This window comes from Amycolatopsis sp. H20-H5 (assembly GCF_035828755.1).
In the GTDB taxonomy this organism is placed as follows: domain Bacteria; phylum Actinomycetota; class Actinomycetes; order Mycobacteriales; family Pseudonocardiaceae; genus Amycolatopsis.
In genome coordinates this window covers 1-13,897 of record NZ_JAYMZS010000176.1, presented here as the reverse complement: position 1 = coordinate 13,897, position 13,897 = coordinate 1, and the positions used below count along the sequence as shown (strand labels likewise).

The window sequence follows — 13,897 nt, the reverse complement described above, 5'->3', positions numbered from 1 at the left end:
ACGCGCCTGGTGCGCGCCGCCCGCGCGGGCCACCCAGAGCCCGGCGACGACGCCTCCCGCGGAGTAGCCGACGACGTCCACCGAAGGGGCTCCGTCGGCGTACGCGGCTTCGACGGCCTTCGCGAGGACGTCCACCTGGGCGAGGAGGTCGCCCGTGCCGTCACCGGCGAGCGTGAGCACCTCGGCGTCGCGCCCGGTGGCGCGGATGCGCCCGGCGAGCACGTTCAGCCCGCCCTGGCCACCGCCGTAACCCGGCACCAGCAGGACCGGCCCCGGCTGGTCCTGGGCCGGTCTCCCGGCCACGGGCGCGCTGGTGTCACGCGCGACGGCGACGACCGTGGACGTCACCCCCGCCGCGACGACCACGGCCGCGACCACGACCACGACCAGCCGCCGCCGCGGGCTGAGCCCTCGCCACCAGAACCGACCACGCATGCCACCAGCATGACCCGCCGGACGTGCGGTGCCGGTCAGCCAGGCTCACCGTCAAGCAAACCAAGGTCAGGCGGGACCAGCGCGGCCGTCCCGAACAGCCGCCCCGCCGGACGTGCCGCGCCGGTCAGCCAGGCTCGCCGTCAAGCAGACCGAGGTCGGGCGGGACCAGTGCGGCCGTCGCGAGCAGCTCCCTGAGCAGCCGGTCCATGCCGTCGGCGCCGGGCGGGTGCAGCCGCGCGCGGGTCGCGGCGGTCAGGCTCTCGACCTCCTCGGGGGTCCAGCACGCGCCGGGCCGCAGCTCGCGCAGCCGATCGGCCGTCTCGCGCCAGGTCAGCGGCCAGGGTCGCGGCTCGTGCCGCAGGTAACGCTGGCCCAGCACGGTGAACACGAGCCGTTCGCGGCTGGACAGGAACGCGCCCGGCGGGGGCGCCACCAGGCCGGTCCCGGCGACATGCACCTCGAGCACGTACTCACGGCCACCGGAGCCGCGCACGAACAGCGGGGTGTAGCCGGTCGCGAGCACGACGGGCGGCTCTCCGGCGAACAGCAGCCGGGAGTCCGGCAGCCGGATCGGGACCTTGCCGGTGGCGTGCAGCCGCCAGGCGCCATCGCGGTGTTCGAGGACGCCGTGACGCCTGCTCACCCGCCGGTCGTCCTCCCCGACGGGGACCACGACGGCCTGCCGGTTGCGCCCGAAGGTGACCAGGTCCAGCCCTTCGGGAGTCACCACGACCCCGCCGTGGGCACCGAGCACCGACAGCGTTCCCGGCTCCGCCACCGGAACCCCGCGCGCCAGGCTGACGTGCCCGGCGGGCAACGGGATCGCGGACACGACCTCCGCCTCAGCTTCCACGACCGCCTCCACCAGCCTGGCGGAGTGCACACGGCCACCACGGCGGTCGTGAGGTTAAAACGGCCCGCCCGGGACCGGTCCCGCCCGGTCAGGCCTCGGCATTCGGGAAGTCGGTGTCCGGGCAGTCGTTGTCCAGGAAATCGAGGAGCGCGAGATCCGGCGGCACCAGCGAGGTCGACAGCAGCAGTTCCTTGATCAGGTTGTCGTTGAGCGAGTTGCCGACCGGCTCGCCCACCTCTTCGCGCGTCAGCCCGGAAACACCCGCGCGCACCAGCCTCGTGCGCACCCCGACGACGAGATGCTCGACCCGCTTCGCGCCCCAAGCCTTGTCCGGCTGGAGCTCGGCCAGCTGCTTCGCGACCTGGCCCCAGGCCATCGGCTGCGGATACGCCTGTTGCAGCAGGTAGCGCTGCGCCAGCGCGACGAGCGCGAGCCGCTCCTCCGGGGTGAGCCGCCACAGCCGGGGCTGCTCGGTCACGTCCTGGTGCCGCGGCGCCGGGCGCTGCCCGTCCGAACCGGCGACGAACAGTTCCAGCAGGTGCTCCCGGTCGCGGGTGCCGCGCACGAACACCGCCGTGTACCCCTCGGCCAGCGGCACCGGCTCCTCGGCCGGGAACAGCAGCCGCGAGCCGGGCAGCCGGATCGGCTGGCGGCCGGTGTTGTGCATCCACCAGGAGTCGTGTTCCCGCACCAGCCTGCCCTGCTGACGGCTGACCTTGCGGTCGTCCTCGCCGACGCAGACGTGGACGTCCTCGCGGTTGCGGCCGAACACCAGCGTCCGGCCCTCGCGCGGCGAAACGGTGAAACCCCCGGCGACGGCCAGCGCGAAGATCGTGCCCGGCTCCGACGGCGGGACGCCGTGGGCGAGGCTGCCATAACCGGCCGACAAGAGCCGCCCCCCTGGTTCAGGATTGTGTTCAAGATTGTGTTCAGGATTGTGTTCAGGCATGTGTTCTCCCGAGCGCCCGGTCAAGCCGGGGGCAGTTTCGCGGCGACGACGCCGGCGAGCTTGGTGGCCGGGGTGCACAGCTTGCTCGAGGGCGGCTGCCCGAACAGCACCACCTCGACGACCTCGGCCGCCGGGTCCCCGTGGGCATCGGTGTAGTCGCGGTAGACCATCTTCACCTGGCAGGTGTTGTCGGCGTAGTCGTCGGCCAGCACGAACGCGTCGTGCCCGGCGATCTTGACGCGCTTGCCGTCCTGAGCTGCGTTCGGCGACGGCCCGCGGTCGAACACCACCTGGACCGACTGCTCGGAGCCGGGGCTTTCCCAGCGGCAGCCCCAGGAACCGAAATCGGGTTGCGTGGTCAGCGGGTCCAGTTTGGACACCTTGGCCAGCGTCGCGGGATCCAGCATGCCGCAACCGTCCACTGTGGCCAGTGAAGTAGCGGCGATGGCAACGCCGCGGCGGGGCATCCCCTGGGTGTCCAGCACGTTCGCGGCGCTCGTGACAGCCGTGTCGGCCGCCGCGCACAGATCGACGCCATCCTTGTCGTGGTCCGTGGCGGTGATGGACAGCTGGTAGTAGTCCGGGAGCTGGAGGATCCGGCGGCAGCTCTCGTCGTCGGCCGCGCCCTGCACCACGTCGAACCCGCCGACCCTGGTCTGCCTGCCGTCCGGCGGCGTCCCGGCCACCGGCGGCGGGTCCAGCTCGACCTTGACGTCGAGCAGGTGATCACCCGCGAGGTGCACCAGGACGTCGCAGCGGTTGAAGTTGCCGTAGTCCGGATCCAACTCGGGCTTGCCGAACCGCGCCAGCGGCGCCGGATCGGTCAGCCCGCACGGATCGGCCGTGTGGGGGTCGGTGCCGACAGCGGCACTCACCGGCGCCGGATTCGACGCGGACGCGGGCGGGGTCGTCGTCACCGCGGCGTTCTGCGCGGCCCGGCGCGGCAGGCCGAACACCAGCCCGGCGACCACCCCGGCCACGACGACGAGCACAGCGGCGGTCAACACCAGCCGCCGTCGCCGGTACGGCCGCGGCACCACGACCTTCTTGCCGTCGAGACAGGCTTCGAGCATCTTCCTCGCCGCGGCGGCGTCGGGCCGTGCCTCGGGCTTCGTCCGCATCAACGCGGCCAGCACCGGTGTCAGCTCGGCGGCGTTGGCGGGGGCGCGGAACTCACCGGCGGCGGCCTTGCCGAGCATCGCGTACGGATTGTCGCCGTCGAACGGCGCCGCGCCCTCCACGGCCGCGTACAGGGTCGCGCCGAGGGAAAAGACGTCCGAGGCCGTCGTCGGCTCGTCCCCGGCGGCCACCTCCGGCGCCAGATAGGCGAGGGTGCCGCCGACGACCGGCGACTCGGTGACGGTCTCGTCGGTCGAAACCGACCGGGAGATCCCGAAATCGGTCAGCTTGGCGCGGCCCTCTTCGGTGATCAGCACGTTGCCGGGGGTGACGTCCCGGTGCACGATGCCCAGCCCGTGCACCGCCTCGAGCGCGCCGGCGACCTGGGCCCCGACCTCGTTGACCGTGCGCACCGGCAGCGGGCCGTCACGCTTGAGCAGCTCGGAAAGATTGCGGGAGGGCACGTACTCCAGCACCAGCCAGAGCTCGCCACCGTCCTCGGCGACACCGAGGAACCCGACCACGTTCGGATGCCGGACATCGGCGGCGAGGCGGGCCTCGCGCCGGACTTTCCGGTCTCCGGCCTCATCGCTGACCAGGGCGCGCTTGAGCGCGACCGGATCGCCCGTTTCCTCGTCCGTGGCACGCCAGACGACGCCCATGCCGCCGGAACCGATCCGCTCGATCAACCGGTAGCGTTCCGCGATCAGCTGATCATCGTGCACCGATGCTCCCTGGGCGTGTCCTGCGTCACTCCGCGTAACGATATCGCATCACATCATGTGTCGGTCGCCGACCTCGGCCCGGCCATCATCGGCCAGTGCGGCCCGGCTGATCATCCGCTGACCTACTCCGGCCAGGATCCCACCGGACTTCCACCGTCACATAACGAAGACAAAGCACGAACGGCGCGGAGACATCACGAGGCCACGGTGAAGGAGTGCCTGCGAACTCCGGGAACCTCACCCTCTGCGCCACACCGCCGGACCGAACCCCGCTCGGTCCGCTGCTGGGCGCCGCCGGGGTGTACCTGATCGCGCTGACACTCACCGGGGTGGTGTTCGTCCTGACCCGCGGCGGCCAGCAGGTCGACGGTGAACTGCTGCCCCGCGCCGAACGCGGGGGCTCTTACCGGCAGGACACCGCACTACTCGGGCCAGCGAAGGCGCTGCTGGCCTTCTTCGGCGACGTCGGGGTGCTGGCCGTGCTGCTCACGGCGGTGGTTCTGACGGCGGCGCTGAGCAGGCGTTTCTGGGCAGGCCTGGCCGGGGTCGCCGTATTCGGGTGCGCGGTCGGCGCGGCGAAGCTCCTCAAAGCCGCGATCCTGCGGCCCGACCTCGGCGTCGACGGCTCGACCACGCACAACAGCTTCCCCAGCGGCCATGTCGCCGCCGCGGCGGGCCTGCTCTGCGCGGGCCTGCTCGCGGTGCCCGCCCGCGCTCGCTGGTGGGTGGCCGTCCCGGGGGCGGCGGGGGTCACGGCCGTCGCCTCGGCCACCATGATCGTCGGCTGGCACCGGCTCAGCGACGTCGTCGGCGCGGTTCTGCTGGCCCTGCTGGTGTGCTGCCTGGCCGCCGCCGCGCTGGCGCACCGGCGCGGGGTGACCCGGCCACCCGGACGCGCGGCGTGGCTCAAGGGAGCTTTACTGCTCCTGCTGACGCCGTTGCCCGCGCTGGTCACGGCCGTGCCCGCCGGGGAAGGACCGCTCACCGCCATCGTGGCGGCGAGCGTGGCGACCGCGCTCGCCGTGGCGCCGGTGCTGCTACTGCTGGACACGATCGACTTCACCGCCGGAACGGCGAAAACCCTTTCACAGTAGGACATCCGCGCGGACGCCCTGCCCAGGCGCCCGGCTAGAAGCGGACCAGCACCTGGTCGAGCGACTTGCGCCGCAGATCCGGCACCGCGCAGTCCTCGGCCGGGTAGCCGACCGGGATGACCGCGAAGGCTTTTTCGTTGCGGGGCCGCCCGAGCAGCTCGCCGAGGAAGCGCATCGGCGACGGCGTGTGGGTGAGCGCGCTGACCCCGGCCACCTGCAACGCGGTCAGCAGCATGCCCACCGCGATCCCCACGGACTCGTCGACGTAGTAGTGCTTCCGGGTGGCGCCGTCGTCGTCGAGGAAGTAGCGCTGCTGGAACACGATGATGAGGCAGGAGGCGTCGGTGAGGTGCGCCTTGACCGAGTCGGTGCCCAGCGGGCGCAACGCGGCCAGCCACTCCTCGCCGAGCCTGCCGTCGTAGGAGACGCGCTCCTCGGCCTCGGCCGCTTCGCGGATCCGCTGCCGCACCTCGGGATCGGTCACCAGCACGAACGTCCACGGCTGCTGGTGGGCGCCGCTGGGCGCGGTCGAGGCCACCGCGATCGCGTCCAGCACGACCTGCTCCGGCACCGGGTCCGTGGAGAACATGCGCACCGAGCGACGCTCCTCCATACAGCGGCGCAGCTCGGCGGTCCTGGCGACGGACTCGTCCGCCGGCAGTCGCTCGGGGTGGTAGGGCACGGGCTCGTACGGACGGTCGTGGGTCGGCAGCCAGTTCGCCTCAGCAGTCATGCCGCCGATTGTGGGACCTGCGGACGGCCAGGAGAAGACCCCAAACGTTCGAATCTTGGCCTGGCACGTCCGCAGAGCGAACACTTTGAGGTCAGAGACCCAGCGCTCGGCGGAGGACGGTGACCTCCTCGGCCGCTTCGCGCTGGGACGCCTGGGCGTGCTCCACGGTCGAGGAGCCGTGGAAGGTGCCACTGAAGACGTGCAGCTCCACCGGGATGCCCGCGGCGATGAGCTTGAGCGCGTACGCGATGCCCTCGTCCCGCAGCGGGTCGAACTCCATCGCCGAGATGTAGGCGGGCGGCAGGCCGGAGACGTCGGTGGCCCGCGCCGGGGCCGCGTGGACGGGGACGTCCGCGCCCCCGCGGTTGCCCTCGCCGAGGTAGCTGTCCCAGCTGAAGATCGCGTTCGGCCGGTTCCACATCGGGGTGTCGACGAACTGGGTCGAGCTCTGCGTCTCGAGCCGGTCATCGATCTCGGGGACGCCGAGGTACTGGAAGCGGATGCGCGGGCCGCCGCGGTCGCGCGCCAGCAGCGCGAGCGCCGCCGAGAGCCCGCCGCCCGCGCTGTAGCCGCGGATGGCGATCCGGTCGGGGTCCACCCCGAGCTCCGCGGCGTGGGCGGCGAGCCATTCGAGTCCGGCGTAGCAGTCTTCAAGCCCTGCGGGGTAAGGGTTTTCGGGTGCGAGGCGGTACTGCACGGCCACCACGACGGCGCCGGTCGCCCTGGCCAGCTTGAGGCTGTGGGCGTGCTCGTTGTCGACGCTGCCGAGGATGAATCCGCCGCCGAAAATGGAGTAGATCGCGGCCGGCGCGGCGTCGTCCGGCCGGTAGATCCGGAGCAGCACGTCGGGACCGTCGGCGCGCGACACCTGCTGTTCGGTGATCGTCACCCCGCTCTCGTCGGGCGGCCCGGCCTCGGCGAGCAGCTCGACGATCGTCTTGCGCACCGTCTCCAGGTCGGTGACGTCGATCTTCGGCATCATCGCCACGGCGGCGGCGAGGTCGGCGTCGAAGGCGTAGGTCATGTTCTCCTCCAGTGCGGTGCGCTTGTCCCTTAAGAGGGCGTCCGGAAACTGATGTCTTGGCGTCCAGTTTGGCGCCGAGGGCCGCGTGACTGACGGGGACTTTCACACGGTCTGTTCTGGTGAAGGGGACTTTTGCGAGGTTGAGTCGAGGGAAGTCCCCTTCAGTCGCCACCCCAGACTTGCCATATGCCCTGATGGGAGCCTTCACGGCGTTTAACGCTGTCATGGTGGCCTTCAGGGGCACGCGTGAAACGGTCATGGCGGTATGAAACGGGCGAATGGGCAGATTTTCCGTCCTTTGTGGAGGGTAGGCGGCTTCGAAGGACAGGCGCCCGAGGCTTCGAGCGGCGGCTGCTGCGACAGTTCTCAGACGCCTTCTAAGTCTTCCGCGCCCGGCCCGCGGCCGCTCCCGCCAGCTGTCGGTTTTTCCCCGCACCGGACCCGACGCCCGGGGCTACGCTCGATCACGTGAAAGGTCTGCTGCTCAAACTTTCCGCGCTCGACGCCGACGCGGAGACCGCGGTCAGGGTGATCGCCTTCTTCGACGCGCTCGTCGAGCGAGGCGCGACAGTCGTCGAGGTGCTTCGCTCGGCCGCCGCTCTCGCGGACTGCGTGACCGGACTCGAACTCGACGGCGGTCCGCCGCTGCGGTACGCCCCCGGCGGCGGGTCCGTGGCAGGAAAGCCGGGCGAGCCGTCCGGCCAGGCGGCCGTCGGCGAACACGGCCGGGTCTGGCTCGAACGCGCCGGGGAGCCGCTGCCGCTCGACGACCTCGTCCTGGAACGCTGCGCGATCACCGTCCGGCTGCTCGAAGCACCCCGCCACACCCCCGCGCCGCACCTGGCCGACCCGGCGCTGGTGGAGCTGGTGCTGTCCGAACGCGAAGCGGCCGAAGACCGGTCCCGCGCGGTGAAGCTGCTGGGCCTCGTGCCGGACCGGCCGGTGCGGATCGTCGCCGTGGCGACCGTGCCCGGCAAGGACCCCGGGGCCGAAGCCGTCGCGCTCATCGCCCGCACCGGGCGCCACCAGCCGGTGCGGATGGCGCTGGTCGGGCCGCACGCGGCCCTGATCCTGCAGCCGCCGAAGCCGGGCGACGCCCTGCTGCCCACCCTGGAGGCCGCGCTGACCGAACGGGCGACCGTACGGCTCGGGTTCGGCGGCCCGGCCGACACCCTCGACGCCCGGACGTCGTGGGAGCAGGCCCAGCTCGCCCTGCGGTTCACCTCCGCCGAGACCCCGGTCGTCGACTTCACCAAGCTCGGTTCGCTGGCGCTGCTCGCGAAGGTCCCGGTGGACCTCCTTCGCCGCGACACCGACGTCCAGGCGTTGACGGCGCTGGCGTCCACCCCGAACGGCAAGCTGGACGTCGCGGCGCTGGAAGCCTTTTGCCACAACGGTTCCCTGCGCAAGGCGGCCGACCTGCTGCACCTGCACCACAGCTCGGTCGCGTCCCGTATCGCCCGGATCGAGGACACGCTGGGCTGGGCCCTGGACACCCCCGAAGGCCGGTTCCGCGCGATGCTCGCCCTGCTCGCCCGCCGCCTGGCCGACACGTGAGCGTCAGTGGTCGGACAGCCAGTTGCCGTGGAAGCCGTTGGGTACCCGGCGCGGGAGGCGGATGGTGGCGACCGGCGGGTCGGCGAGCCGGTCCGCATCAAGTATCACCAGGTCGCTGGCGTCCGTCGCGGCGTCGTACACATAGGTGATCAGCCAGCCGGGGCCGCCAGGCCGGTCGTCGGCCGGGGCGAAGGAGGCCTCGGCCGGGCTGCGGCCGGGGCCGAAGTCGTGACGGCTGACCGAACCCGTGCCCAGGTCGTAGCGCAGCAGCGCGGCGGGGCGTTCCGGCTGGTTCGGGCCGCTGGTGCTGGTGACGTGGCCGTGGCGGGCGGCGAGCCCGGCGAGCCGGTCGTCGATGCGCGGGAACTCGCACGGCCGGTCGTCCAGCTGCTGCTCGGCGACCGTGCCGGTGGCGAGGTCGATCGTCCAGCGCCAGAGGGACGCGGGCGCCTGGCCGAGGTCCGGCGCGTAGCTGTGCGGGTAGCGCACGACGCGCAGCACGATCCGGTCGCCGTCGTCGTGCGCGCCCAGGGTGTGGAACACGTAGCACGGGTCGATCGGCAGCCAGCGGACTTCGCCGTGCGGATCGTCGCGGCGCAGCACGCCAAGGCGCGCGCCGTATTCGGCGTCCCAGCCGTAGGGCATGCCGCCGGTCCGCGAGCGGGCGCGTCCGGCGTCGAACACCACCGGCAGGTCCAGGAAAACGACGTGCGCCGCGGTGAGGCTGAAGTCGTGCATCATCGTGTGCGCCGGGACGTCGATCGGCCTGCTGATCACCAGCTCGCCGTCGGCGTCCGCGCGGTGGTAGGTGAGGAACGGCGGCGCGAACCCGCCGTAGCCGAAGAAGTGCAGCTCGCCGGTGACCGGGCAGGTCTTCGGGTGCGCGGTCATCGGGGTGCTGAGCCTGCCCGCGAAGTCGTACGGCCCCACGGTGTCCAGCTCGTGGCCGCGCCGCAGGTCCAGCTCGTAGGGGAACGAGGACTCGACGAGGGCGAAGGTGCGCCCGGCGTGCCGGACGACGTGGGTGTTCGCGACCCCGGCGGTCAGGTCGCGGCTGCCGTTCTCGTCATAGCTCCGCGTGCAGTTCGTGCGGACCCAGCGATTGCGGTACGAGGTCGCGCGGCCGCCTTCCAGCCGGACGCCGTGCACCATGCCCTCGCCGAGGAACCAGTGGCTCGAGGCGGCGTCGCGCGGGTTGGGGCCGTTGCGCAGGTACCAGCCGGTGAGCTCGGGCGGGATGGCGCCGGTGACGGGCAGGTCGGAAGTGGTGAGCTCGCCGGTGACGGGCGCGTAGTTGCCGACGAGGTGCGGCGGGACGGTCGTCGTCATCGGGTTCAGCTTTCCTGTGCGGCGAACCGGGCACGGACACGCTGCGGGTAGCGAGAGGTGAACACGGCCGGGACGACGAACCCGGCGACCTGCACCGGGATGGACGCGGCGGAACCGAGTCGCGCGGCGGCCACGGCGGTGAGGGCGCAGGCGGTCACGGTGAAGGCCGCGGCCCAAGCGGCGGTGATCACGACGTTGACGTGGCGGAAGACCGGGGTGTCCCAGATCTCCGGTGGGGTCTGCTGTTTCGCGATGCCCAGGGTGAACGGGCGCCGGATCGCCAGGGTGGCCCACGCCGTCAGCGCGAGCCAGCCCATGGCCAGCGCGCCGTCGTAGTCCGCCAGTGCCGAGGCGGGCGCGGCGAAGGCCAGCGCGGTAAGCCCCAGGAAGAACACGACAGTGCTGATCTCGAGGATCTGGGAGTCCATCGGGAGCTTCGCCCGCCTGCATGGGCCAGCAGCGCGACACTGAGGACGAGACCGGCCAAGGCACCCCACTGCCAGCCGAAGGAGGAGACGACCGCGAAGGCGATCCAGGGGAGGAAACCACGCAGGTAGTTCATGTCGACCTCTCAACGTTCCACTATTGACATGTCGAAGCTATAACCTCTACTGAAGACCTGTCAAGAGTGGAATGTCTGCAAATCTTTGACCATGGGGACCGCCCCGGCGGTCGAGCCGGACTCAGCCGGTGATTTCAGGTGCCCCGGCGGCCTCGACGTTGGCCGCGGTCACCTCCCGCACCGCCCATTCGGCCCACTCGCGCTGCATCTCGGCGAACCGCAGGCCCCATTCGAGCGCCACCCGGCCGTACACCGCCAGCGGGCTGGTCTTGTGACCGATCTGCTCACCAAGGGCGCGGTAGCCCGCCTCGAGTTCAGCCGCGGCGGCGGCCCGGCCACGTAGGTACCCCTCGGCCTGGCGCGGCGGCAGCTCGCCGAGGAAGAACACCCGCAGCAGCATGTCGCTGCGACGCACGGAGGTGGGCTCGACCTCGACCAGCCAGTGCCGCAGCTCAGCCAGCCCGGCCTCGGTGATCGCATACTCCTTGCGACCCCGCGCGCCCTCGGCCGCGACCTCGACCAGCTCCGCCCCTGCCAGCTTGCCGAGCTCGCCATAGAGCTGACTCTGGGTCGCGGGCCAGACGTTGACCAGCGAGCCCTTGAACGTCTGCAGCAGGTCGTAGCCACTGGCCGGACCGAACGACAGCAGGCCGAGCGTGGCATGTTTGAGGCTCATCCCCGCACATTACTCCACTTATGACCGGTCTACACTGATACTTCCACTCCAGACCGGTCGCTAGGACTGCCCCTGAAGGCCACCATCACGGCGTTTAACGCCGTGATGGTGGCCTTCAGGGGCACGAGTTTCGCGGCCCCGTCGCGCCCGGCACGCGGGGGGCGAGGGCGGAAGGTAAGAATGGACGCGTGCCGGACAAGGTGGACACGGTTCCCCAGCGCACCCGCAACCGCTGGGGCGAGGGTGAGCGGCTGCGGGTCGAGATTCTCGACGCCGCGAGCCGGTTGCTGTCCGACCTCGGCGGTGAAGACGCGCTGACCATCCGGGGGGTCGCACGGGCCGTCGGGATCGCACCGGCCAGCATCTACCAGCACTTCACCGATCGGGCGGCGCTCGTGCGGGGACTGCTGGACCACGAGTTCGCGCGGTTGCGGGCACTGATGCTGGCGGCCGACGCGGGATGTGCGCCCGAGGACGTCGTCGGACGGGTGTACGCGCAGCTGCACGCCTACTGCGCGTTCGCGGTCGAGCATCCGGGCCACTATCGGCTGATGCTCAGCGGCGGGGCCAGCAGGCCGGATCCGGACGCACGCCCGGAAGGTCCGCTGATGGACGTCGTCGCCGCCCTCGAAGCGGCTTTCGCGCGCTGCGCCGAGGCCGGGCACGAGCTGCGGCTGCCGAGTCAGCGAGCCGCGGCGATGGTCTTCGTCGGAGCACACGGGCGGGTCGCACTGCTGCACAGCAATCCGAGCGAACGCCACGCGCAGGCCGTCCAGCCGTTTATCGACGACCTCGTCGCACTGATCTTCGACTGAGTTTCGCTTTCCTCCCTCGGGGAATGGTCTCTTGAGGTGATCTTCACCTCACCCCGCTGACAGTTCTCCACCAGGTTGCCTAACATCTGTTCAGTAAGTACCCGAACACTCGTTTGGTAACTAGCTGTGATCCTGGAACTGTCACCTTGGAACAGCACCCTGGAGGAGGTCCCATGACGGAGACCCTGCCCGGCACCCCCGCCTTCCCGATGGAACGAGCCGCCCGCTGCCCGTTCGACCCGCCGCCCGAGCTGGGCCGCTTGCAGGCCGAGGCGCCGATCTCGCGCGTCGAGCTCTGGGACGGCAGCCAGCCCTGGGTCCTGACCCGCTACGACGACGTCCGCGCGATGCTCAGCGACCCGCGGATCAGCGTCGACAGCGACCAGCCCGGCTATCCGCACGTCAGCGCCGGTTCCGCGGCGAGGCGCGGCCGGGCGAAATCGTTCATCAACCTGGACGACCCCGTGCACGCCGCCCAGCGCCGCCTGCTGACCTCGGACTTCATGGTCAAGAAGATGGAGCTGCTGCGCCCGCGGATCCAGGAGATCGTGGACAAGCTGATCGACGACATGCTCGCCGGGCCCCGTCCCGCCGACCTCGTCGAAGCCTTCGCGCTGCCCCTGCCCTCGCTGGTCATCTGCGAGCTGCTCGGGGTGCCCTACGCCGACCGCGGCCTGTTCCACCGGATCAGCAAGACGATCATCTCCCGCTTTTCCACCCCCGAAGCCTCCGTCGCCGCCACCGACGAACTGCTCGGCTACCTGGGCGCCCTCGTCGAGAAGAAAGCCGTCGAACCGGCCGGGGACCTGCTCAGCCGCCTGGCCGTTGAGCAGGTGCGCACCGGGCAGATGACGAGCGCCGAAGTCGCCGCGATGGGCCAGCTGCTGCTGGTCGCCGGGCACGAGACGACCGCGAACATGATCGCGCTCGGCACGGTCGCGCTGCTGGAACACCCGGACCAGCTGGCCACGATCCGCGACGACGGCGACCCCAAGCTGGTCGCGAACGCCGTCGAGGAACTGCTGCGCTACCTCAACATCACCCATTCCGGTCGGCGCCGGGTCGCGCTCGAGGACCTCGAAATCGGCGGGCAGCTCATCCGGAAGGGCGAGGGCGTCATCGGCGCCAACGACATCGCCAACCGCGACGAGACCGCCTTCCCCGACCCGGACAGCCTCGACGTCCACCGCAAGGCGCGCCACCATGTCGCCTTCGGTTACGGCGTCCACCAGTGCCTCGGGCAGCCGCTGGCGCGGGTCGAGCTGCAGGTCGTCTACAGCACGCTGTACCGCCGCATCCCGACGCTGGCGCTCGCGAAACCGTTGGCGCAGCTCAACTTCAAGCACGACATGGTCGTATACGGGGTGCACGAGCTCCCCGTCACCTGGTGATCTGGGGAGAAAGGGGACCGATGATGAAGGTACTCATCGATCAGGACAAATGCGTCGGCGCGGGACAGTGCGTGCTGGCCTCGCCGGACGTGTTCGACCAGCGCGACGAGGACGGCGTCGTCGTGCTGCTGACGGAAAACCCGGCCGCGGAGCTGTACGAGGAGGTACGGGAAGCCGCGCGGATCTGCCCCGCGCTGGCCATCGAGCTGGACGAGGCATGATCGTCGTCGTGGGCGCTTCGGCGGCGGGTCTCACCGCCGCCGAGACGCTCCGGCGCGAGGGTTACCCGGGCCCGCTCACCGTGGTCGGCGACGAGCCGCACCCGCCCTACGACCGGCCGCCGCTGTCCAAGCAGGTCCTGCGCGGCATTTGGCCACCCGAAAAGGTGACCCTTCGGGGTGACGACGTCCTCGCCGGGCTCGACGCACGGTGGCTGCTCGGCCGCTCCGCCACCAGGCTGGACGCCGGTGCCCGCGAGGTCACGCTGTCGGACGGGGAGGTGCTCGGCTACGAGGGCCTGGTGATCGCCACCGGGGTCACCCCACGACGGCTGGCACAGGGCCACGAACTCGACGGCGTCCACGTGCTGCGGTCCCTCGACGACGCGCTGGCGCTGCGGGAAAGCCTGCTGCGGG

The 13,897-nt window shown here is 71.2% G+C and carries 15 protein-coding genes; 6 read left to right on the top strand and 9 right to left on the bottom strand.

The window, feature by feature from the left end; translation table 11 throughout:
- The 4 genes from QMK34_RS44320 to QMK34_RS44305 form a co-directional block, all read right to left on the bottom strand.
- Window positions 1-435 (bottom strand): esterase/lipase family protein (locus QMK34_RS44320; RefSeq protein ID WP_442785354.1); only part of this gene is annotated, 435 nt, incomplete at its 3' end.
- Window positions 436-559: 124 nt separating this feature from the next.
- Window positions 560-1,288 (bottom strand): FHA domain-containing protein, encoded by a 729-nt coding sequence (locus QMK34_RS44315; RefSeq protein WP_326420842.1) that lies wholly within the window; start codon window positions 1,286-1,288, stop codon window positions 560-562.
- Between the two features lie 88 nt (window positions 1,289-1,376).
- Window positions 1,377-2,177 carry an FHA domain-containing protein gene (locus QMK34_RS44310; protein ID WP_326420841.1) on the bottom strand — a complete coding sequence of 267 codons (801 nt, stop codon included), beginning with the start codon at window positions 2,175-2,177 and terminating at the stop codon, window positions 1,377-1,379.
- 80 nt (window positions 2,178-2,257) lie between these two features.
- The gene (locus tag QMK34_RS44305; RefSeq protein ID WP_326420840.1) at window positions 2,258-4,081 is read right to left on the bottom strand and encodes a serine/threonine-protein kinase; all 1,824 of its coding nucleotides are present in this window, start codon (window positions 4,079-4,081) and stop codon (window positions 2,258-2,260) included.
- A gap of 215 nt (window positions 4,082-4,296) precedes the next feature.
- Here QMK34_RS44305 and QMK34_RS44300 point away from each other — a divergent pair, with 215 nt between their 5' ends.
- On the top strand, window positions 4,297-5,175 hold the full coding sequence (locus QMK34_RS44300) for a phosphatase PAP2 family protein (RefSeq protein ID WP_326420839.1): 879 nt from the start codon (window positions 4,297-4,299) through the stop codon (window positions 5,173-5,175).
- A 34-nt stretch (window positions 5,176-5,209) separates the two neighbouring features.
- Here QMK34_RS44300 and QMK34_RS44295 read toward each other — a convergent pair whose 3' ends face one another.
- A complete protein-coding gene (locus tag QMK34_RS44295) occupies window positions 5,210-5,908 on the bottom strand; it encodes a nitroreductase family protein (protein WP_326420838.1) in 699 nt (232 codons plus the stop codon).
- Between the two features lie 91 nt (window positions 5,909-5,999).
- Window positions 6,000-6,932 carry an alpha/beta hydrolase gene (locus tag QMK34_RS44290; RefSeq protein WP_326420837.1) on the bottom strand — a complete coding sequence of 311 codons (933 nt, stop codon included), beginning with the start codon at window positions 6,930-6,932 and terminating at the stop codon, window positions 6,000-6,002.
- A gap of 468 nt (window positions 6,933-7,400) precedes the next feature.
- On the opposite strand from QMK34_RS44290, the gene QMK34_RS44285 reads away from it, so the two are divergent.
- Entirely contained in the window at window positions 7,401-8,489 is a 1,089-nt protein-coding gene (locus QMK34_RS44285) for a PucR family transcriptional regulator (RefSeq protein WP_326420836.1), read from the top strand.
- A 3-nt stretch (window positions 8,490-8,492) separates the two neighbouring features.
- Here the strand turns inward: QMK34_RS44285 and QMK34_RS44280 are convergent, their stop codons facing one another.
- From QMK34_RS44280 to QMK34_RS44270, 3 genes are all read right to left on the bottom strand, one after another.
- The gene (locus QMK34_RS44280) at window positions 8,493-9,818 is read right to left on the bottom strand and encodes a carotenoid oxygenase family protein (protein ID WP_326420835.1); all 1,326 of its coding nucleotides are present in this window, start codon (window positions 9,816-9,818) and stop codon (window positions 8,493-8,495) included.
- A gap of 5 nt (window positions 9,819-9,823) precedes the next feature.
- Window positions 9,824-10,246, bottom strand: a complete 423-nt coding sequence (locus tag QMK34_RS44275) for a hypothetical protein (protein ID WP_326420834.1) — start codon at window positions 10,244-10,246, stop codon at window positions 9,824-9,826.
- A gap of 255 nt (window positions 10,247-10,501) precedes the next feature.
- A complete protein-coding gene (locus QMK34_RS44270) occupies window positions 10,502-11,056 on the bottom strand; it encodes a PadR family transcriptional regulator (RefSeq protein WP_326420833.1) in 555 nt (184 codons plus the stop codon).
- Window positions 11,057-11,244: 188 nt separating this feature from the next.
- On the opposite strand from QMK34_RS44270, the gene QMK34_RS44265 reads away from it, so the two are divergent.
- From QMK34_RS44265 to QMK34_RS44250, 4 genes are all read left to right on the top strand, one after another.
- Window positions 11,245-11,871: a TetR/AcrR family transcriptional regulator gene (locus QMK34_RS44265; RefSeq protein WP_326420832.1), complete on the top strand. Its 627-nt coding sequence runs from the start codon at window positions 11,245-11,247 to the stop codon at window positions 11,869-11,871.
- A 173-nt stretch (window positions 11,872-12,044) separates the two neighbouring features.
- Entirely contained in the window at window positions 12,045-13,262 is a 1,218-nt protein-coding gene (locus tag QMK34_RS44260; protein ID WP_326420831.1) for a cytochrome P450, read from the top strand.
- A gap of 23 nt (window positions 13,263-13,285) precedes the next feature.
- The gene (locus QMK34_RS44255) at window positions 13,286-13,483 is read left to right on the top strand and encodes a ferredoxin (RefSeq protein WP_326420830.1); all 198 of its coding nucleotides are present in this window, start codon (window positions 13,286-13,288) and stop codon (window positions 13,481-13,483) included.
- The coding region (locus QMK34_RS44250) for an FAD-dependent oxidoreductase (protein WP_326420829.1) at window positions 13,480-13,897 on the top strand (418 nt) is incomplete at its 3' end. The genes QMK34_RS44255 and QMK34_RS44250, both read left to right, overlap by 4 nt.

Bases quoted from the DNA above. Each gene is read 5' to 3' on its own strand.
- QMK34_RS44295 (WP_326420838.1), bottom strand. From the start codon at position 5,908: ATGACTGCTGAGGCGAACTGGCTGCCGACCCACGACCGTCCGTACGAG.
- QMK34_RS44290 (WP_326420837.1), bottom strand. From the start codon at position 6,932: ATGACCTACGCCTTCGACGCCGACCTCGCCGCCGCCGTGGCGATGATG.
- QMK34_RS44280 (WP_326420835.1), bottom strand. From the start codon at position 9,818: ATGACGACGACCGTCCCGCCGCACCTCGTCGGCAACTACGCGCCCGTC.
- QMK34_RS44275 (WP_326420834.1), bottom strand. From the start codon at position 10,246: ATGGACTCCCAGATCCTCGAGATCAGCACTGTCGTGTTCTTCCTGGGG.
- QMK34_RS44270 (WP_326420833.1), bottom strand. From the start codon at position 11,056: ATGAGCCTCAAACATGCCACGCTCGGCCTGCTGTCGTTCGGTCCGGCC.
- QMK34_RS44260 (WP_326420831.1), top strand. From the start codon at position 12,045: ATGACGGAGACCCTGCCCGGCACCCCCGCCTTCCCGATGGAACGAGCC.
- QMK34_RS44255 (WP_326420830.1), top strand. From the start codon at position 13,286: ATGAAGGTACTCATCGATCAGGACAAATGCGTCGGCGCGGGACAGTGC.